16 protein-coding genes are annotated in these 18,031 nt (G+C 71.8%); 9 read left to right on the plus strand and 7 right to left on the minus strand.

Annotated elements, in window-relative coordinates; all coding sequences use genetic code 11:
• Window positions 1-80: 80 nt before the first annotated feature.
• Window positions 81-1,724 (minus strand): N-acyl-D-amino-acid deacylase family protein, encoded by a 1,644-nt coding sequence (locus tag DQ384_RS13465; RefSeq protein ID WP_114029089.1) that lies wholly within the window; start codon window positions 1,722-1,724, stop codon window positions 81-83.
• Window positions 1,725-1,740: 16 nt separating this feature from the next.
• Window positions 1,741-3,075 carry an alanine racemase gene (locus DQ384_RS13470; protein ID WP_114029090.1) on the minus strand — a complete coding sequence of 445 codons (1,335 nt, stop codon included), beginning with the start codon at window positions 3,073-3,075 and terminating at the stop codon, window positions 1,741-1,743.
• A 107-nt stretch (window positions 3,076-3,182) separates the two neighbouring features.
• Here DQ384_RS13470 and DQ384_RS13475 point away from each other — a divergent pair, with 107 nt between their 5' ends.
• The 5 genes from DQ384_RS13475 (at window position 3,183) to DQ384_RS13495 (ending at window position 8,183) form a co-directional block, all read left to right on the plus strand.
• Complete coding sequence (locus DQ384_RS13475; RefSeq protein ID WP_114029091.1) at window positions 3,183-3,584, plus strand: RidA family protein; 402 nt, start codon at window positions 3,183-3,185, stop codon at window positions 3,582-3,584.
• Between the two features lie 105 nt (window positions 3,585-3,689).
• Window positions 3,690-4,643 (plus strand): LLM class F420-dependent oxidoreductase, encoded by a 954-nt coding sequence (locus DQ384_RS13480; protein WP_114029092.1) that lies wholly within the window; start codon window positions 3,690-3,692, stop codon window positions 4,641-4,643.
• Window positions 4,644-4,812: 169 nt separating this feature from the next.
• Entirely contained in the window at window positions 4,813-6,174 is a 1,362-nt protein-coding gene (locus tag DQ384_RS13485) for an extracellular solute-binding protein (protein ID WP_220182915.1), read from the plus strand.
• A 186-nt stretch (window positions 6,175-6,360) separates the two neighbouring features.
• Window positions 6,361-7,281, plus strand: a complete 921-nt coding sequence (locus DQ384_RS13490) for a carbohydrate ABC transporter permease (protein ID WP_220182916.1) — start codon at window positions 6,361-6,363, stop codon at window positions 7,279-7,281.
• The gene (locus DQ384_RS13495; protein ID WP_114029095.1) at window positions 7,278-8,183 is read left to right on the plus strand and encodes a carbohydrate ABC transporter permease; all 906 of its coding nucleotides are present in this window, start codon (window positions 7,278-7,280) and stop codon (window positions 8,181-8,183) included. The genes DQ384_RS13490 and DQ384_RS13495 overlap by 4 nt, the downstream gene beginning before the upstream one ends.
• Window positions 8,184-8,203: 20 nt before the next feature.
• On the opposite strand, the gene DQ384_RS13500 is transcribed toward DQ384_RS13495, so the two are convergent.
• From DQ384_RS13500 to DQ384_RS13510, 3 genes are all read right to left on the minus strand, one after another.
• Window positions 8,204-8,719: a GNAT family N-acetyltransferase gene (locus DQ384_RS13500; protein WP_181871186.1), complete on the minus strand. Its 516-nt coding sequence runs from the start codon at window positions 8,717-8,719 to the stop codon at window positions 8,204-8,206.
• On the minus strand, window positions 8,716-8,877 hold the full coding sequence (locus DQ384_RS41215) for a hypothetical protein (protein WP_181871187.1): 162 nt from the start codon (window positions 8,875-8,877) through the stop codon (window positions 8,716-8,718). The genes DQ384_RS13500 and DQ384_RS41215 overlap by 4 nt, the downstream gene beginning before the upstream one ends.
• 138 nt (window positions 8,878-9,015) lie before the next feature.
• On the minus strand, window positions 9,016-10,149 hold the full coding sequence (locus DQ384_RS13510) for a hypothetical protein (protein ID WP_114029098.1): 1,134 nt from the start codon (window positions 10,147-10,149) through the stop codon (window positions 9,016-9,018).
• Between the two features lie 315 nt (window positions 10,150-10,464).
• On the opposite strand from DQ384_RS13510, the gene DQ384_RS13515 reads away from it, so the two are divergent.
• Window positions 10,465-12,030 (plus strand): AAA family ATPase, encoded by a 1,566-nt coding sequence (locus DQ384_RS13515; protein WP_114029099.1) that lies wholly within the window; start codon window positions 10,465-10,467, stop codon window positions 12,028-12,030.
• Between the two features lie 140 nt (window positions 12,031-12,170).
• Here the strand turns inward: DQ384_RS13515 and DQ384_RS13520 are convergent, their stop codons facing one another.
• On the minus strand, window positions 12,171-12,953 hold the full coding sequence (locus tag DQ384_RS13520; RefSeq protein ID WP_245966452.1) for an alpha/beta fold hydrolase: 783 nt from the start codon (window positions 12,951-12,953) through the stop codon (window positions 12,171-12,173).
• A gap of 328 nt (window positions 12,954-13,281) precedes the next feature.
• On the opposite strand from DQ384_RS13520, the gene DQ384_RS13525 reads away from it, so the two are divergent.
• The 3 genes from DQ384_RS13525 to DQ384_RS13535 all read left to right on the plus strand — a co-directional run bounded on the left by DQ384_RS13525 (window position 13,282) and on the right by DQ384_RS13535 (window position 17,150).
• The gene (locus tag DQ384_RS13525; RefSeq protein WP_147268763.1) at window positions 13,282-14,523 is read left to right on the plus strand and encodes a glycosyltransferase family 87 protein; all 1,242 of its coding nucleotides are present in this window, start codon (window positions 13,282-13,284) and stop codon (window positions 14,521-14,523) included.
• A gap of 160 nt (window positions 14,524-14,683) precedes the next feature.
• The gene (locus tag DQ384_RS13530) at window positions 14,684-15,562 is read left to right on the plus strand and encodes a decaprenyl-phosphate phosphoribosyltransferase (RefSeq protein WP_220182917.1); all 879 of its coding nucleotides are present in this window, start codon (window positions 14,684-14,686) and stop codon (window positions 15,560-15,562) included.
• On the plus strand, window positions 15,555-17,150 hold the full coding sequence (locus DQ384_RS13535) for a DUF2079 domain-containing protein (protein ID WP_245966453.1): 1,596 nt from the start codon (window positions 15,555-15,557) through the stop codon (window positions 17,148-17,150). Before DQ384_RS13530 ends, DQ384_RS13535 begins: the two co-directional genes overlap by 8 nt.
• 7 nt (window positions 17,151-17,157) lie before the next feature.
• Here the strand turns inward: DQ384_RS13535 and DQ384_RS13540 are convergent, their stop codons facing one another.
• Window positions 17,158-18,027: a class I SAM-dependent methyltransferase gene (locus DQ384_RS13540; protein WP_114029103.1), complete on the minus strand. Its 870-nt coding sequence runs from the start codon at window positions 18,025-18,027 to the stop codon at window positions 17,158-17,160.
• Between the last annotated feature and the right edge of the window lie 4 nt (window positions 18,028-18,031).

The following is an 18,031-nucleotide window of genomic DNA, read 5'->3' on the forward strand; positions in this document are numbered from 1 at the left end:
CAGCGCCCCCCGACCCAGGTGGTGAGCGGCCACGCCGGCACTTAGGCACCCGCCGGTACTCGTGCGGTGTTCGTGGTTCGTCAGAGGGCGCGAGTGCCCGCGGGGGTGCGGCGCAAGGCTTTGCCGGGGAGAGCGCCCGTGGGCTGGGCGTCGGTGATCACGGCTACGCCGTTGACGTAGACGTACGGGATTCCGGAGGGCCGGCGGCGGGGGTCCTCGTAGGTGGCGGTGTCGGTGACCGTCTCCGGGTCGAAGAGGACCAGGTCGGCGTGGTGGCCTACGCGGACGAAGCCGCGGTCGAGCAGCTTCAGGCGGCGGGCGGGGCGGCCGGACAGGTGGGCCACGCACTCTTCCAGGGTGAGTACGCGCTCGTCGCGGACGTAGTGACCCAGGTAGCGGGGGAACGTCCCCCAGGCGCGGGGATGGGGGCGGGCGCCGGTCAGGAGGCCGTCGCTGCCCCCGGTGTGCGCGGGGTGGCGCATGACGGCGCGGACGTTCTCCTCGTTGCCCACGTGTTGCAGGATCGTGGTGCCGAGGTCGTCATCCAGGAGTTGTGAGCGGAAGACCTCGAACGGGGCGCGGCCGGAATCGCTGGCCAGGTCGGCGATCGTCTGGCCCACGCGGTCGATGAGGAAGGGCGAGCGGGTGCCGGAGATCTGGATGGTCGCCCAGTCGACGGGGACGCCGTGGCAGCCGTCCGAGCCGACCTCCTCCATGTCGTGCCGGACGCGCTCGACCGTGACGGGGTCCCGGAGGCGGGCGAGCGTGTCGCCGGGGCCTCCCTCGGAGGCCCAGCTCGGCAGGAGCGCGGCGAGGGTCGTCGAGCCGGGCAGGTAGGGATAGGTGTCGAGGGTGAGGTCGCAGCCGCCGGCGATGGCCGTGTCGAGCAGGTCCAGCAGGTCCCCGGCCCGGCCGGCGTTGACGGCGAAGTTCATGGTGGCGTGGGCGAGGTGCAGCGGGCAGCCGGACGCGCGTGACACCTCGATCATCTCGGCGTACGCCTCCAGCGCGCCCGCGCCGTACGAGCGGTGGTGCGGCGAGTAGTAGCCGCCGAGCCGGGCGACGACCCGGCACAGTTCGACCAGCTCGTCCGTGCTCGCGTACATGCCCGGGGTGTAGGTGAGCCCGCTGGACATGCCGACCGCGCCCTCGGCCATCGCGGTGGCGACCAGTTCCTTCTGCCGCAGCAGCTCACGCTCGGTGGCCGGGCGCGCGTCCCAGCTCATGGCGAGCGCGCGGACGGTGCCCTGGGGCACCAGGTAACAGGCGTTGACGGCGATGCCCCGGTCGAGCCGGGCGAGGTACTCGCCGACCGTCCGCCAGTCCCAGTCGAACCCCTCGGGGTCGCCGTTCCATCCGGCGATCTGCCGTCTGAGCTGCGCGAGCGTGGCGTCGTCCACGGGCGCGTACGACAGGCCGTCCTGTCCCAGCACCTCGCAGGTGACGCCCTGGCCGACCTTGGCGAGGTGGGCGGGCTCGGTCAGCAGGGCCAGGTCGGAGTGTGCGTGCATGTCGACGAACCCGGGCGCGAGGACGAGGCCCGTGGCGTCCAGAACCCGCCGCCCGCCGGCCACTGCGGACCCGGGCGGGGTGATGTCGGTGATACGGCCGCCGGTGACCGTGACGTCCGCGAGGTACGCGGGGTCGCCGGTGCCGTCCACGACCGTGGCCCCGCGGACGACCAGCCCGGTCGTGCCGGGCCACCCGCCGGCCGTGCCGCTCATCCGTCCTCCCGAAGCTCTAGAAGAAGGTTCTCACGAGGTCCACGACCTCCGGATCGTCGGCCTCGATGTCGTCGATCACCGGGATCAGCGTCCACTTGTCCAAGGCCGTGCACGGGTGGGAGAGCCCGAGGCGGACGACGTCGCCGCAGTCGAGCGCGGATCCGGGCTCCACCGACAGGAAGGTGAGCTGGTCGTTGAGCGCCGTGACCCGCGCGCCGCGCAGCACGTCGGCGGGCCTGCCGCATGCGGCCTGCGGCTCGGGCAGCCCCTCGTCGAACGGCAGGTCGCGCTTGCCCGCGTCGAGCAGGGCGAGCCCGGGTTCGGGGCGCGAGACCACGCGGGCCCAGCCGTGCATCGCGGGCCGTAGCGGTCCCGGGCCGGCTACGCGTGAGGACGGGGAGTCGGCCGCGCCCGAGGACCGTGAGCCGTCGCCGCGCGAGAACGGGGAGATGGCGCGGTAGAAGCCGTCGTCGTGGATGATGTAGGCGCCCGAGCGCAGGACCAGCCGTCCGTGCAGGCCGCCGAGGACGTCCACCACCTGGTCGAAGTACGCGCTGCCGCCCGCGGTGCCGACCGGCTCGTCCACCTCGTAGGGCAGGTCGCCGTGCAGGGCCGCCATGCGCTTGAGGAAGGCGTCCACCGCGCCGAGGCTGGAGGGGGACGCGTCGTGACCGAGCGCGCCCTCGTACCCGGCGATCCCGGCCAGGCGCAGGGTGGGCGCGGCGCGGATCGCCTCGGCGACGGCCCGCGCCTCGGCCTCGTCCCTGGCGCCGGTACGGCCGCCGGGCGCGCCGAGCTCCACGCAGACGTCCACGGGCCGCGCCGCGGAGCGCAAGGCCGTGCGGTGCGGTGCCGCACGCAGGGCGGCGTCCATGATCTCCACCGTGCGCGGGGAGTCGGCCCAGCACAGGAACGTGAACGCCGGGTCGGCGTCGAGCTGGGCGGCGATCCAGGCGAGCCCGGCGGGGTCGGTGAGCGCGCTCGCGAGCATGAGACGGCTCACGCCGAAGGCGCGGGCGACGCGGAGCTGCGGCAGGTTGGCCAGCGTGATCCCCCACGCCCCGGCGTCGAGCTGGCGCCGCCACAGCGCGGGGGCCATCGTGCTCTTGCCGTGCGGGGCCAGCGACACCCCGGCAGCGGCGGTCCAGGACGCCATCGCGGCGAGGTTGTGCTCGATGGCCCGGCGTTCGAGCGTGAGCAGCGGCGTGCCGAAGTCCGCCGCCCTGGGACGCCCGGCGAGGTACTCGCCCACGGTCACCGGGGCGCCGGAGACGCCCGGGGGCAGGGACTTGAAGCGCCAGTCGAACGGCTCGTCGCGCAGGGCGGCGACGGCGGCGGCGTCGATGAGCACGGCGGCCTCCTGGTGGACGGGGCGCGGTTTCGTGGTCCGCTCGGTGATCTGCGCTATTTTCTACCCGCCACGCACGACGCGTGGAAGCCGATCTTGGGGAGACCGCCATGAGTGACAAGACCGCCATCCGCACCGACGACGCGCCGGCGCCCGCGTGGGTGTTCTCCCAGGGGGTCCGCAAGGGCCCGTTGCTGCAGGTCTCCGGCCAGGGCCCGCAGGACCCGGCGACCGGCGAGTTCGTGCACCCCGGCGACGTGCGGGCGCAGACGCGCAGGACGCTGGAGAACGTCAAGGCGATCCTGGAGGCCGGGGGCGCGAGCGTCGAGGACGTGCTGATGTTCCGGGTGTACCTGACCAAGCGCGAGGACTTCCCGTTGATGAACGAGGCGTACGGCGCGTTCGTCGAGGAGAACTGCCCGAGCGGCGTGCTGCCGTGCCGCACCACGGTGTTCGTCGGGCTGCCCCACGAGTCGATGCTGGTGGAGATCGACGCCCTGGCCTCGGTGTGAGCGGAATCGACGCCCCGGCCGCGCCGTAAGCCCGGCGGGGCGGCCTGTTTGCCCTGGGTCTCGGGGGTATGGGCCTCCTGTACCCGAGAAACCCAGGAGGCGACGATGACCACCTTCGGATACTTCCTGTCCTGCGAGGAGCACGGCCCGCGCGAGCTCGTCCGGCAGGCGAAGCTCGCCGAACAGGCCGGGTTCGAAAGCCTGTGGATCTCCGACCACTACCATCCGTGGCTGGACGAGCAGGGGCAGAGCCCGTTCGTCTGGTCGGTGATCGGCGCCGTCGCCGAGGCCACCTCGCTGCCGATCACCACCGCCGTGACGTGCCCGCTCGTCCGCGTGCACCCGGCGGTGATCGCCCAGGCGGCGGCGACCAGCGCGGTGCTCTCCGAGGGCCGGTTCCGGCTCGGCGTCGGCACCGGCGAGGCGCTCAACGAGCACATCATCGACACGCGCTGGCCTCCGGCGAGCGAGCGGCTGGAGATGCTGGAAGAGGCCGTCGGGCTGATGCGCGAACTGTGGACGGGACGCCTGGTCACGCACCGGGGCGAGCACTACAAGGTCGACACCGCCCGCATCTACACGCTGCCGGACACCCCGCCGCCGGTGTACATCTCCGGCTTCGGCCCGAAGGCCGTCGAGCTGGCCGGGCGGATCGGCGACGGCTACATCTGCACGGGCCCGAGCGCCGAGCTGGTCGAGAAGTTCCACTCATCCGGCGGGCAGGGCAAGCCCGTCCAGGGGGGCCTCAAGGTCTGCTACGACGAGGACGTGGACCGGGCGCGCAAGACGGTCCACCGGCTGTGGCCGACCCAGGGCATCAAGGGGGAGGCGTCCCAGATCCTGCCCCTGCCCCGGCACTTCGAGCAGCTCGCCGAGATGGTCTCGGTGGAGGACGCGACGGCGGGCAGCCCGTGCGGCCCGGACCCGGAGGAGCACGTCAGGGCCATCAGGCAGTACGTGGACGCGGGCTTCGACGAGCTCCACATCAACCAGATCGGCCCCAACCAGGAGGCGTTCTTCGAGTTCTACGCCCGCGAGGTCCTGCCGCGCCTGCGCTAGGACGCCGCGGGTCCGGCCCCGTACGCGGGCGGTGAGGCGACGACACGCGCCGCCTCACCCGTCCTGCCCCTGCTTGTGAGGCGATCGCGTTTAAGCCTTTTCGGGCGGGAAGACGCCCCTTACCCGATCAGGGGTCATGACCTGAGGGGCTGACAGGGAGCACGGGGATGTGAACATTCGAACGATGGCCCACGCCGGGACCGCGGTCCTTGTGGCGGGTGCCCTGGCGGCGTGCGGGGGAGTGGGGGCCGGCGGCGGCGCGAGCGGGGCGAGTGCGAGCGGGGGCGGCAAGAGCCTGACGACGATGGGGTTCGGGCTGCCCGACGAGATCGCCTCGGTCCGCGTCGAGGAGTTCAAGAAGGCGTACCCGGACGTCAAGCTGACGATCAACCAGGGGCAGTTCGACGAGCAGGCGTTCCTGTCGGCCGTCGCCGCGGGCAACCCGCCCGACGTCGTCTACATGTCCCGCGACCGCATCGGCGGGTACGCGGCCCGCGGCGCTGTCCAGCCGCTGGACTCCTGCGTCGCCAAGGAGGGCATCGCGACCGGTGATTTCTACCCGGCCGCCCAGCAGCAGGTGCGGTATGCAGGCAAATGGTATGGCATGCCCGAGTTCTACAACTCGATCGTCCTGCTCGTGAACAACAAGGCGGCCAAGGACGCGGGCGTCGACCCCAAGGCGATCGACACCTCCGACTGGGACGGCCTGGCGAAGCTCGCCACGAAGATGGCCAGGTCCGACGGCGGGAAGATCCAGCGGTTCGGCTTCTACCCGAAGCTCCCGGAGTTCCTGCCGCTGTGGGCGAAGGCCAACGGCGCGGACATCCTCTCCGCGGACGGGCGCACCGCGCGCCTGGACGACCCGAAGGTCGTCGAGGCACTGGACTACGCGAACGGGCTGGTCAAGGCCCAGGGCGGCTGGACAAGACTCAAGGCGTTCGCCGACACCTTCGACTACTTCGGCGCGGAGAACCCGTTCACCAAGGACCAGATCGGGGCGATGCTCACCGAGCAGTTCCTCGTCAGCGCCATGGCCGGCGCCTCCCCGGACGCCGACATCACCGTCCTGCCGTTCAAGGACCGCCAGGGCCGCCCCGTCAACAACGTGGGCGGCAACGCCTGGGTGATCCCCAAGGGCGCGAAGAACCCCGGCGCGGCCTGCGCGTGGATGAAGACCATGACCTCGGCGGACACGTGGATCGCGGCCGCCAGGGCGCGGGCGGACAAGCGCGCCAAGGAGGGCAAGGTCAACATCGGCACCTTCACCGGCAACATGAAGGCCGACGACGTGATCTTCTCCCAGATCGTGAAGCCGAGCGGGCGTCCGGCCTTCGACGACGCGGTCAAGACCATCCGGTCGGTGCAGCGGGCGGGGTTCGTCGTCCCGCAGTCCGGCGCCGCGGCGGAGTTCCAGAAGACGTGGCAGGACGCCGCCAACCGCGTCCTGCAGGGAAGCCAGGGAGCCGCCGAGGCCCTGCGCCAGGCGCAGGCGGAGGCGCAGCGGGCCCTGAACGGTGTGGGGCACCAGTGACCGTCCCGGAAGGAGAGAGCCGCGTGGCCATGCCACCGAGAGAAGGAACCGAAGGGAGGCAGACCTCATGACTTACCCGGAGACGAAGACCGAAGAGCGCGACGACGAGCAGGCGGATTCGATGAACCCCCTGTGGTCCCGGATCGGATGGGAGTGACGGCGGGCCGGGAGGCATCCCGGCGAGCATTGCCCGGGCCGCGCGGGCTCCGCCCGGAGACGCGGTGGGCGTACCTCTTCCTGCTGCCGTGGCTGGTCGGCCTGCTGGTCTTCCAGCTCGGGCCCATGGTGGCGAGCCTGGTGCTGTCGTTCACGGACTACGACCTGATCGACAGCCCGAGGTTCGCGGGCCTCGGCAACTACGCCGCGATGCTGGAGGACCCCAAGGTCGCCCGCGCGGTCGGCAACACCGTTATCTACACCGCGCTCCACGTCCCGCTTGCCATCGCGATCGCGCTGGCGCTGGCGTTGATCCTGAACCGGGTCACCGGCCGCGCGGCCGGGGTGTTCCGGACGGTCTTCTACCTGCCGTCCATGACGCCGTACGTCGCGACCGGCGTGCTGTTCCTGTTCCTGCTCAACGGCCAGGCAGGGGTGGTCAACCAGTTCCTCGGCCTGTTCGGGATCGACGGGCCGCAGTGGACGACCGACCCGAACTGGATCCTGCCCGGCATCGTGCTCATGTCCCTGTGGAACCTCGGGACCACGACGATCATCCTGGTCGCCGCGCTGCGGAACGTTCCGCGCGAGCTCAGCGAGGCCGCCATGATCGACGGTGCGGGCTCGTGGCAGCGCTTCCGCGCGGTGACCCTGCCGATGATCAGCTCGGCGCTGTTCTTCGTCGTCATCATCAACACGATCACGTCACTGCAGATGTTCGACCAGGTCTACACGATGTTCTTCGGCAACCAGTCCGCCCAGCAGAGCTACGGCGACTCGGCCCTCTTCTACGTCGTATACCTGTTCCAGCAGGCCTTCCAGTTCCTCCACATGGGGTACGCCTCGGCGCTGGCCTGGCTGCTGTTCCTCGTGATCGGCGTGATCACGCTGATCCAGGTCAAGGTGGGCAACCGCTTGGTGTACTACGAGGCCGAAGAGCAGGGCGCGTGACCACGATCGACCGCGTCCAGCGGCCGGCGGCGGCGCCCGCCGCGACCGGAGCCGCAACGGACTCGGCCGGGCGGGGGACGCGCAAGGTGTTCTTCCTGGTCGTCCTGGCCGCCGCCTCGGCGATCTTCCTGTACCCGTTCGTCTGGCTCGTGGTCGCCTCGCTCAAGCCGCGCGACCGCACGTTCGCCGACCCGTTCCTGCCGTGGCCCCGCCCGTTCGCCCCGGCCAACTATGCCGCCGTATGGGACGCCGCGCCCGTCCTCGGCTGGCTGGTCAACTCGGTCGTCGTCGGGGTCGCCGCCGCGCTGACGGTCACCCTGTCCAGCGCGTTCGTGGCGTTCGGCTTCGCGTACTTCCACTTTCCCGGCCGCGGCCTGCTGTTCGGCAGCGTGCTGGCGACGATGATGCTGCCGGCGGCGGTGACGCTCGTGCCGACGTACCTGATCTGGAACGCGGCCGGGCTGACGGGGACGCAGGTGCCGCTGTGGGCGGGGAACCTGTTCGGCTCGGCGTTCTACATCTTCCTGCTGCGCCAGTTCCTGCTCGGCGTGCCGAGATACGTGTTCGAGGCGGCCCGGGTGGACGGGGCCTCGTACTTCGACCTGTTCTGGCGGATCGCGCTGCCGCTGTCACGGCCCGCGCTGATCATCGCGTTCATCTTCGAGCTCAAGGCGAGCTGGTTCGACCTGATGAAGCCGCTGATCTACCTGCAGGACCCGGCGCTGTTCACGCTGCCGCGCGGCCTCAAGGCGATCGTCGACCAGTTCTACCAGGGCGGCGACCCGAAGTGGGAGATCGTCCTGGCCGCCGCCGTCGTCACCACGCTGCCCCTGATCGTGATCTTCTTCCTCGGGCAGCGCTACTTCGTCCAGGGCATCGCCACCACGGGCCGGCGTGGTTAGCGGCGACCGGTTCGGTGTGGTCAGGAGAGCCGGGGCCTCCACTCGTGGGCGAGGATGCTCATGTTCATGGAGGACCACCACTCGCCGCCGACCAGGGTGACCTCGCGGTGGACGCCCTCCCGCACGAAGCCGAGCCGCTCGTACAGGCGGATCGCGGCCGCGTTGTGCAGGTAGACGCCCAGGTCCACGCGGTGCACGCCGAGCTTCTCGAACGCCAGCCGCAGCGCGGCCTCCATGATCGCGGCGCCGTGCCCCCGGCCGCGGGACGCGGGCGAGACCAGGACCATGCCCACGCGGGCCGACCAGTTGTGGGCGTCCGGCCGCAGGATCAGATGCGCGACCGGGGAGCCGCCGGTGTCGACGCCGACGAGGACGTGCCGGGCGGGGTCGGCGGCGTGGCCGGCGACCAGCTCGTCCGGGACGAACGGCCAGGAGAACCCGTTGTTGCCCGACCAGGCGAACAGCGCCTCGGGCCCGTCAAGCCATGAGGCGATGGCCACGGCGTCGCCGGGCTGGAAGTCGCGAACGGTGATCATGCCGGCACCTCCGGAGGGACATCGGTGCCGCGCACCCATGGCGCGCGCTCGCCGTGGTTCTCGGTCACCTGGGACGGCGCGTCCCGCGGGCCGGCGTGCCGCGTCACCACGTGGCCGATGGCAGTGAGCTCGACGCTGCCGAGGATCTCGGGGCTCATGGCGGCCGAGCGTACACGCCGGGCCCCGCCCGCGCGCGGGAAGATCACCTTCAGATACGCGGCCAGGGGCCGGGGCGGGGCAGCGGCGCGTCGTCGAGACGGTCGCCGACCTGGACGGGGCCTGAGGTCCCCGGCCCGTCACTTCAGCGTGGACCGGACGACCTTCGGCCTGCCCGCGCCGAGGAAGAAGATGCCCGGGTAGCCCTTGGTCTCGAATCCGGCGCTGCGGTTTCGGCGCAGCGCCGAGTTCTCGATGAGGAGGGTGCCGGTGCGGTCGTTGCTGACGAAGAAGACCGCTCCGCCGCCCTCCTTAGCGGAATTGTTCTCGATGATCGATCCGGCGACGCGCACGCTGAAGAGGTTGCCGTCGGTGTAGATCGCGCCGCCGCTGCCACCGCCCGGGGTGCCGCCGCGCGCCGGGTTGGCCCCGCGCCCGATCGCCGCGTTGTGCGTCATGACGCTGTTGAGGATCACCCAGGACACGCCGATGCTGCTCACCGCGCCGCCGTTCGCGCACACGCCGCCCTGGCCCGCGGCTCCGCCGAAGGTGCTGTTCACGACGTAGACCGGCCGGTCGCGGGACTGGTCGAGCACGCGGACGGCCGCGCCGCCGACGTCCGGGCCCGTGGGGTCGCAGCGGTTGCGGACGAACCGCGAGTTGACGACCTTGACGCGCCCGCCCCTGACGAAGATCGCGCCGCCGCCTCCCCCGTCGGCCCCCTGACCGGTCGCGTCGCCGTCGGCGAAGGTCAGGTTCTGGACGGTGAGCTGGGGCGTCTCCTGGTCGTCGCAGTGCGAGGTCGTCCACCCCTGCGCCTGGTCGCAGGTGTTCATGTAGAGGATGCGGCGCTTGCCGCCGCCGCTGAGCGTCACCTTGCCGCCGCCGTCCAGCACGATCTTCGGCCGGGCGTTGCGGACCTTGGCGGTGGCGGTCATCTTGATCGTCACCGGGCGGGGACCGCAGTCGAAGGTGATGACCCCGCCTGCCGCCACGGCCGCGACCACGGCCTGCGACGTGCAGCTCGCGGGCGTGCCGTTCCCGACGACGCGGCTGGGGCGCGAGGTGTCGACGGCCCTGGCCTCGGGCGGCACGAAGGCGCGGCCGCTCGGATTGCCCGGAGCGGACGCGGACACGACCCCGGACGCGGATCCGGACCCGGTCGCCCCGGACGCGGCGACGGACGCGGCGGCGCCTGGCATGCCGGCCAGGCCGCTCATGGACGCGGTGACCGCGGTAACGGAAGCGACGACGACTGCCCATCTGACTCGCACGCCGCCGATGCTACTGCGACACATGTGGCTGGGTTTCCGGAATCACCGGATTCCTCGATGGGCGGCCCGGAGGGCACGCGGGCACGCGGAGCACGGGGTGGGCACGCGGTGGGCACGCGATAAATGCGCTGACCGTGCGGCGGGTGTCCATATAGGTGCCAGTAGCAATAAATCCCATATACGGCCATTTGTGGAACTAAGTGCTGGTCAGAGCATCTTCTCCGGAAATATGCCTCTTTCGGGCGCGGTTTCCGTCGCCCCCGGAAGGGCGCACAATTCTCGGCAAGTCCGTGTGAATTCTGCCAATGTGAGCCTATGCATCTCAACGACGCCAGGGGGCTGGCGCAGAGTCTCAGCGAACTCCTGAAGGATGCTCATCAGACGCTCGAAGGGGCCCGCGAGACGCCCGAGCTCGTCGCGTGGGTCACCGGCCATCTCGGCTGCGAGCTGAACGCCGTCGTCAACGTGGTCAGCAGGTTCCCCGGGTGGGAGCACGTCAACCTGCAGCGCGGCGTGGACGCCTACCTCGCCGCGCACACCCCGGACGCCGAGTGGTTCGGCATCGCCGGGCAGGGCCGCGAGCACGAGGACTTCATCAACATGCTCGCGAGCGCCGCCAAAGGATGGAGCAGCTTCGAGCCGGGCGCGGTCGACTACGCGACGGCCGCGATCGGGCCCGACGAGACCACCGAGGTCGTCTCGTTCGGCCTGGTCCTGACCGTCTCCCCCGACGGCGGCCCCGTGGTGCTGGGGCTGCGCGGCGCCCAGGAGCACCAGGCCCCGCAGTGCCAGATCGTCGTCCTCGCCCCGGACCGGTCGAGCGCCACGCGCACCCGTGACGAGATCGAGCGGCTGACGCGCGAGCTCGACCTGTACCGGGGGCAGATCCTGTCCTTCACCTGGAGCGAGCACCGCGGCAACGACCTGGTGACCTTCCTCCCCCGGCCCGGCCTCACCGCCGACCAGGTGATCCTCCCGGACGGCGTGCTGGCCACCATCGAGCGGCACATCATCGGCATCGCCGAGCACGCCGTCCGGCTGCGCGAGCACGGCCAGCACCTCAAGCGCGGCCTGCTGCTGCACGGCCCGCCCGGCACCGGCAAGACCCACACCGTCCGCTACCTCATGGGACGCATGAGCGACTGCACGGTGATCGTCGTCACCGGCACCGCGATCCGGTTCGTCTCCCAGGCGGCGGGCCTGGCGCGGCGGCTCCAGCCCGCGATCGTCGTCCTGGAGGACGTGGACCTGATCGCGCAGGACCGCTCCTTCACCGACGACGGCAACCCGCTGCTGTTCTCGCTGCTCGACGCGATGGACGGGGTCGGGGCGGACGCCGACGTCACGTTCGTGCTCACCACCAACCGCGCCGACGTCCTGGAGCGGGCGCTCGCCGACCGCCCCGGCCGGGTGGACCTCGCCGTGGAGATCCCCAAGCCGGACGAGGCCGGGCGCGCGGCCCTGCTGCGGCTCTACGCCCGCGACCTGCGGCTCGAAGCCGACCTCGGCCCGGTGGTGGCCAAGACCGAGGGCGCCACGGCGTCGTTCTTCAAGGAACTGCTGCGCCGGGCCGTCCTCGACGCGCTGCGCGCCGGGGAGGGAGAGCCCGTCCTCACCGACGAGCACCTCGGCCGGGCGCTGGAGGAGATGCTCACCCAGCGCGAGGCCCTGACCAGGTCACTGCTGGGCTCGGGACGGCCGGTCATGAGCGAGGACGAGCAGTACGCCGGGGGGCCGCCGTACGACGAGGACCCGGACGACGACGGCGAACCGGGGCAGGGGTCGTACGGCGGGCAGTTCGGCGTCCCCTTCCCCCAGCCCGCTCCCGGCTTCCCGGGCGGCGCCCCCTCGGGCGGCTTCATCGGCTTCTACGAGCCCTGACCCGAACGGCCGGAACCCGCCGGGGCACGGCACCCGGCGGGTGGCAGGTCCCCGTGCCCCGGTCCTGAGCGAACCGTCCCACGCGGCCCCGCGTCCCCGGCTCCGGGTCGGCGCGCGAGGGCCGAGGCGCGGGCCTTTCCTCAGGCCAGGAACTCCTTCAGCACAGGGGCGAGGACGTCCGAGGAGACATCGTGGCTCTGGCCCTGGAGGGTGTGGGACGTGCCGTGCGGCAGGGCGGCGGCGAGCGCGCGGGCCGACTCCCCCATCCAGTCGCCGGTCTCGGTGCCGTGCACGACGAGCGTCGGAGCCTTCACCAAGGCGACCAGGTCGGCGGGCATCGTGCCGTCGCCCATGACCGCGGCGTCGTAGGCGAGGGTGGGGGCCAGCGCCTCCATGCCCGCCCACATCGGGGCGTGACGCATCCCGGAGATCATCTCCTCGGGTATCCCCACCAGGCCCATGAACAGGGCGACCGCGTCGCCGCGACGGCCCTCGCCGAGCAGCGTGGTGAGCGTGGTGGCGTACGCGTGCTGCCGGCGAGGCCCGTCCGGGTCGGTGGTGAACGGCGGCTCCCACAGGGCGAGCCGGGTGATCGGCAGGCCGCTCGCGGCGGCGTGCAGCGCCAGGACCGCGCCCGAGGAGCTCCCGAACACCGCCGCCGTCCCACCGGCCTCGTTGATCAACGCCTCCAGGTCCTCGATCTCTCTGTCGACCGCGTAGGGCAGCGTGTCGCCGCTCTCGCCGCGGCCCCGCCGGTCGTAGTTCAGCACCGTGAACTCCGTCGCGAGAAGCCGGGCCAGCGGCTCGTGCACGTTGCGGTCACAGGACGCGCCGGTCACCAGGACGACCGGCGCGCCCTCGCCCAGCCGCTCGTACGCGAGGTCGGTGCCGTCGGCCGAACGGACCATATGTGTGTTTCCCATGACTTCTCTCTCTTCCTCGAAACCGAGCTCTCACCCCACCGCACCTAGGCCGGGGGCGTTCCCGCAGTTCAACGCCGCCGTCCGACTCTAGACGCGGGCACCGACAGAACCGGAGGTCCGCCGCCGTGGAGGCGCCCGGGCCGGACGGGCGCGCGGGGCGTGAACACCGTCCGGCCATCACACCCGCCGTCGATGTCATCGTTATTCGCCATCCCGGCCTGCTCAGGTGGGTAACATCGCGACCGTGCGGCCGCTTTCGGCACTCCCGGCGAGGCCGGTTCGCCGTCCATGCACGTGATGTTCATCCGAGGTGAGTAGGTTCCGGCGCGTGCGAGACGAGGCCCCGCTGCGGCGGACGACGACAGGCGCGGCACTGGGCATGACGTACATCTGGCTCGCCACCAGAGTGCTGCTCCTGCTCATGGTGCTCGACGTCGTGCCGCTGTTCCGCAGCGTGAGCTGGGACGTCGTCGGGGTCTACCACGGCTGGCACGAGACCATGCTCGCGGGCGGCTTCCCGGTCGAGGACGTCACCTGGCAGTACCCCCCGGCCGCCGCGCTGATCATCCTCGCCCCGTCGATGCTGCCCTTCAGCTATCTCGGCGGCTTCCTGGTCATCACGGTCGCCTTCGACGCGCTGACGATGGCGTCGCTGGTCCGCGCGGCAGCCGCGGGCGAGGGGCGCGGCCGGGCGGGGGCGTGGGTGTGGCTGCTCGGCGTGCCGCTGCTCGGGCCGGTGGTCTACGCGCGGTTCGACCTGCTGGTGGCGGCGCTGGCCGTGTCCGGCCTGTTGCAGCTGAACGCGTCCGCGTGGCGCGGGGGGCTGTCGTTCGGCGTCGCGGCCGGTCTCAAGTTGTGGCCCGCGCTGGCGCTGATCGGCGTCCCGCGCGGCAGGGCGACGCGCATGGCGCTCGTCGGGGCCGTCGCGGGCGCCGCCGTCTCGACGCTGCTGATGCTGCTCGCCCTGGACGGGGGCCTGGACTTCGTCACCGCGCAGCAGGACCGCGGGGTGGAGGTCGAGTCGGTGTGGGCGCTGGGCTTCCACGTGGCCCGCTGGTTCGGCTGGCCGGGCGTGGTGAGCTACAACTACGGCTCGATGGAGATGCTCGGCCCGTACGTCGACACGGTCGGCCGGGTCTCGCTGGCGGCCACGCTGCTCTGCCTGTGCTGGCTGCTCTACTGGCGTTACCGTGCCCGGACGTGGAGCGACGCCACGCCGTACGACGCCGCGTGCGCCGCCGTGCTCCTGTTCGTGGTCACCAGCCGGGTGATCAGCCCGCAGTACCTGGTGTGGCTGGTGGGCCTGACCGCCGCCTGCCTGACCGTGCGCGCGTCCACCCAGCGTCCGGTGGCGGTGCTGGTGCTCGCGGCGACGGCGGTCACCATGATCGAGTTCCCCGAGCTGTTCGACGACGTCCAGAAGAGCACCGCGCTCGGGGTGACGGTGCTGCTCGTACGCAACGGCCTGCTGGTGGCGGCGGCCGTCCTGTCCTGCCTGCGGTTGTGGCGGGCGACCGTCCCGCGGCCGCTGGCGGCAGGCCAGTACGACCCCGGCCTCTCACCGGCCTGACCAGGAGGAATCCCCTCGCATGACGTATCCAGACCAGTCGATATAACAGCTCAATTGAATGTTAATCTTGACGTTCCTCCCTGGTCGCGGGGCACTGACTAGCGTCGCTGGACGGCCCACGTGGGAGCCGACGACCTCAGGGAGACCGACATCCGTGGGCGTGACCCAGATCGGACCGAACGCCGCGGGAACCTCCCTCGCGGCCGGTCTGCTGCGCACGGCCCGTCCGAAGCAGTGGTCCAAGAACCTCCTGGTCGCGGCGGCCCCCGTCGCGGCCGGGACGTACGACGCCGGGACGCTGCGCGGCACCGGCGCGGCCTTCGTGACCTTCAGTGTGGCGGCGTCGGCGGTGTACTTCCTCAACGACGTCATCGACGTGCGCAAGGACCGCCTCCATCCGGTACGGCGGCTGCGGCCGATCGCCGCCGGGACCGTTCCCGAACGGCTCGCGCTCGTCTGCGCCGCCGTCCTCGCCCTCGCCGCGCTCGGCCTCGCCGCCGCGTGGCGCCCGCAGGCCGCCGGGGTGATCGGCATATACCTGCTGGTCAACACCCTGTACTGCCTGAAGCTCAAGCACGTCGTGATCGTCGAGTTGGCCACCGTGGCGAGCGGATTCCTGCTGCGGGCGGTGTTCGGCGGGGTGATGGCCGGCCTGCCGCTGTCGCAGTGGTTCCTCATCGTGGTCGGGGCGGCCGCTCTATTCATGGTGGCGGGCAAGCGGTTCTCCGAGCTGGCGCTGCTCGGCCCGAAGGCCACCGCCACCCGGCCGGGGCTCGAACACTACTCGGCCGACTACCTGCGGTTCGTCTGGCAGGCGTCCGGGACGGTGGCGATGACGACCTACTGCCTGTGGGCGTTCGAGTTACCCGGCCGTCAGCTCACCGTCGTCCCCCTCGCCCTGGCGTTCCTGCGGTACGGCTGGCACGTGGACCGGGGTGAGGCGGGCGAGCCGGAGGCCGTCGTGCTGCGCGACCCGTGGCTGCTCGGGCTCGCCGCCGTGTGGATCGTTCTCTTCGTGGCCGGGACCGCCCGTGGCTGAGCGTACGACGCCCGGCCCGTCCACGGCCGGCCGGACGACGCCGGAACCGCCGGCGGCCAGGCCGCGCCTTCTCGCGGGACGGACCGCCGCCAGGCGCCTGCTGCTCCGGGCCCGCACGCTGGTCGGCGCCGTCCCCCGCCCCTCGGCGCGTGCCCGGCACGTGACCGCGCTGACGGCGCTCGTCCTGGCCGCCACGTGGGCGTACGCGCGGCTCGGCCTGGTCAGGTACGACCTGTACCGGGCGACGAGCCTGGACCTGACGCTCTTCGACCAGATGGTCCGGGGGTTCGCCCACTTCAGTGCGCCGACGAGCCCCCTGCGGGGGTTCACCCTCGACAAGGGCATGGACTTCAACCAGCTCGGCGAGCACTTCTCCCCGATCCTGGCGTTGCTGGCCCCCCTGTACTGGATCCACGACGGCCCCGAGACGCTGATCGTGGCCCAGGCGGCGCTGTTCGCGCTGGCGGTCCCGCCCCTGTGGGTGTTCGCCCGCCGCGCGCTCGGCACGACGGCGGGCGCCTACTTCGTGGTCGTCGCCTACGCCGTCTCCTGGCCCGTGGCGCGGGCGATGAACTTCGACTTCCACGAGGTGGCCTTCGTCCCGCTCATCACCGCCGTCATGATCGAGCGGTTCAGCGCGGGCCGACACGGCCACGTCCTCACGGCGGCGGCGGCACTCCTGCTGGTCAAGGAGGACATGGGGCTCATGGTCGCCGGTTTCGGCGCCTTCGCCCTGGTGCGGGGACGCCGCTTCGACGGCATCGCGTACATCCTGGGCGGGCTGGGCTACACCCTGTACGCCCGGAGCCTCATGATCCCGGGCGTCGGCGGCGATCCGGAGATGTACTGGGCCTACGGGCAGTTCGGCCCGGACATCCCGCACGCGGCGGTCAAGGCCGTCTCCGATCCGCTGACCGTGATCGGCACGCTGTTCAGCCCGCAGGTGAAGATCGACACGTGGGGTTTCCTGCTGTGGCCGTCGCTGATGCTGTGCCTGTTCTCCCCGCTCTTCCTGATGGCGCTGCCGCAGTTGCTGGAACGGATGCTGTCGGACCGGCTGCACTGGTGGATCACCGACTTCCACCACAGCGCCTTCACCGTCGTGATCCTGCTGTGCGCGGGCACCGACGGGGCCGTCCGGCTGGGCCGCCGGCTGCGGCGGCACCATGACGGCCTGGAGGAGCGGCACACCGCGCTGGTCTGGGCGGCGGGCGTGTGCGTGGTCGCGCTCACGCTCGTCCCGCGCTTCCCGTTCGACCAGCTCATCCGGCCCGAGTTCTACGACAGACACCCGGACGTGGTCGCGGCCGACGAGGCGGTCAAGGCCGTGCCGTCCGGAGTGGTGGTGGAGGCCGTCAACCACGTCGGCCCGCACCTGTCCGCCCGGACGACGGTCCTGCTCTGGGAGGACAAGCCGCCCGTGGCGCCGTGGATCGTCGCAGACACGGCGCGCGTCTCCCATCCTTGGGGGTCCCCCGACCGGCAGCGGCAGCGGGTGGACGAGCTGAAACTGCTCGGCTACCAGGTCGTCTTCGACCGCGAGGGTTATGTGGTACTGCACCGCCCCGGCGCCGCGCCCCCCTCCTGACGCGGCGTCACGCCGTCCGGGTGGCGACCAGGGTGAAGGTGAGCAGCGCGAGGTCCTCGGCGTCGCGGTACGGGCGGGAGAGCCCGGAGCGGGCCCAGTCGACGTACGCGGGCGGGGCCACCAGCACGGGCACCAGCCGGGCGTCCCACCCGGTCGCGACGGCCGCGGCGAGGTAGTCCGCGGCGCGCAGCCGGTTGGGGATGCCGGGGAAGCTCATCAGCCGGTACAGCCATCCCGGGTACCGCAGCATGTTGAGCGGGTCGCGGGGACGGATGCCGCGCATGTGCACCATCCCGTCGATGTGATGGCACATGACCCCTCCGGGCGCGACGAGTTCGGCGAGGCGGGCGAACGTGCCGGGGACGTCGTCGAAGTGTTCCAGGGCCGCGTTGCTGAGCACCAGGTCGAATGGCCCCTCGACGCCGGGCATCGCCGGATATTTCGTGACGTGGTAGCCGATCCGGCCGGTGTCCACCGGCTCGCCGAGCCGGCGGCCGAGCTCCTCGTAGAACGCCGGGTTCGTCCCCGTCGCGAGGGGGAACAGGTCCGCCGCCGTGTACGACGCGGCCCCCCGCGACAGCAGGACCGCGCCCGTGCCGAGGTCGGGGCCCGGCCCGAGCTCCAGCACCCTGCGCCCGCCGACGTCGAGGTCGCCGTCCTTGACCCACTGGTCGACCACGCCGAGGACGTAGTCGACGCTGCGGCCGACCTCGTCGGTCGTGAACGGGCGGGGCGTGCGGTACCCGCGCAGCCGGTGCCGCACCGCGTTCGCCAGGCCCATCGCGAGCCCGGCGGCCCACCACGCGGCCCGCGACCCGCCGACGACCATGCCCGGAGCTCCCGGGCCCGGCCCGCGCTCGGGTGCGTCTGAGGTCATGGAA

Source organism: Sphaerisporangium album, assembly GCF_003323745.1.
Classification (GTDB): domain Bacteria; phylum Actinomycetota; class Actinomycetes; order Streptosporangiales; family Streptosporangiaceae; genus Sphaerisporangium; species Sphaerisporangium album.

Coding starts and splice junctions, on each gene's coding strand:
- DQ384_RS13465 (WP_114029089.1), bottom strand. CDS start 1,724: ATGAGCGGCACGGCCGGCGGGTGGCCCGGCACGACCGGGCTGGTCGTC.
- DQ384_RS13475 (WP_114029091.1), top strand. CDS start 3,183: ATGAGTGACAAGACCGCCATCCGCACCGACGACGCGCCGGCGCCCGCG.
- DQ384_RS13480 (WP_114029092.1), top strand. CDS start 3,690: ATGACCACCTTCGGATACTTCCTGTCCTGCGAGGAGCACGGCCCGCGC.
- DQ384_RS13500 (WP_181871186.1), bottom strand. CDS start 8,719: ATGATCACCGTTCGCGACTTCCAGCCCGGCGACGCCGTGGCCATCGCC.
- DQ384_RS41215 (WP_181871187.1), bottom strand. CDS start 8,877: ATGAGCCCCGAGATCCTCGGCAGCGTCGAGCTCACTGCCATCGGCCAC.
- DQ384_RS13515 (WP_114029099.1), top strand. CDS start 10,465: ATGCATCTCAACGACGCCAGGGGGCTGGCGCAGAGTCTCAGCGAACTC.
- DQ384_RS13520 (WP_245966452.1), bottom strand. CDS start 12,953: ATGGGAAACACACATATGGTCCGTTCGGCCGACGGCACCGACCTCGCG.
- DQ384_RS13540 (WP_114029103.1), bottom strand. CDS start 18,027: ATGACCTCAGACGCACCCGAGCGCGGGCCGGGCCCGGGAGCTCCGGGC.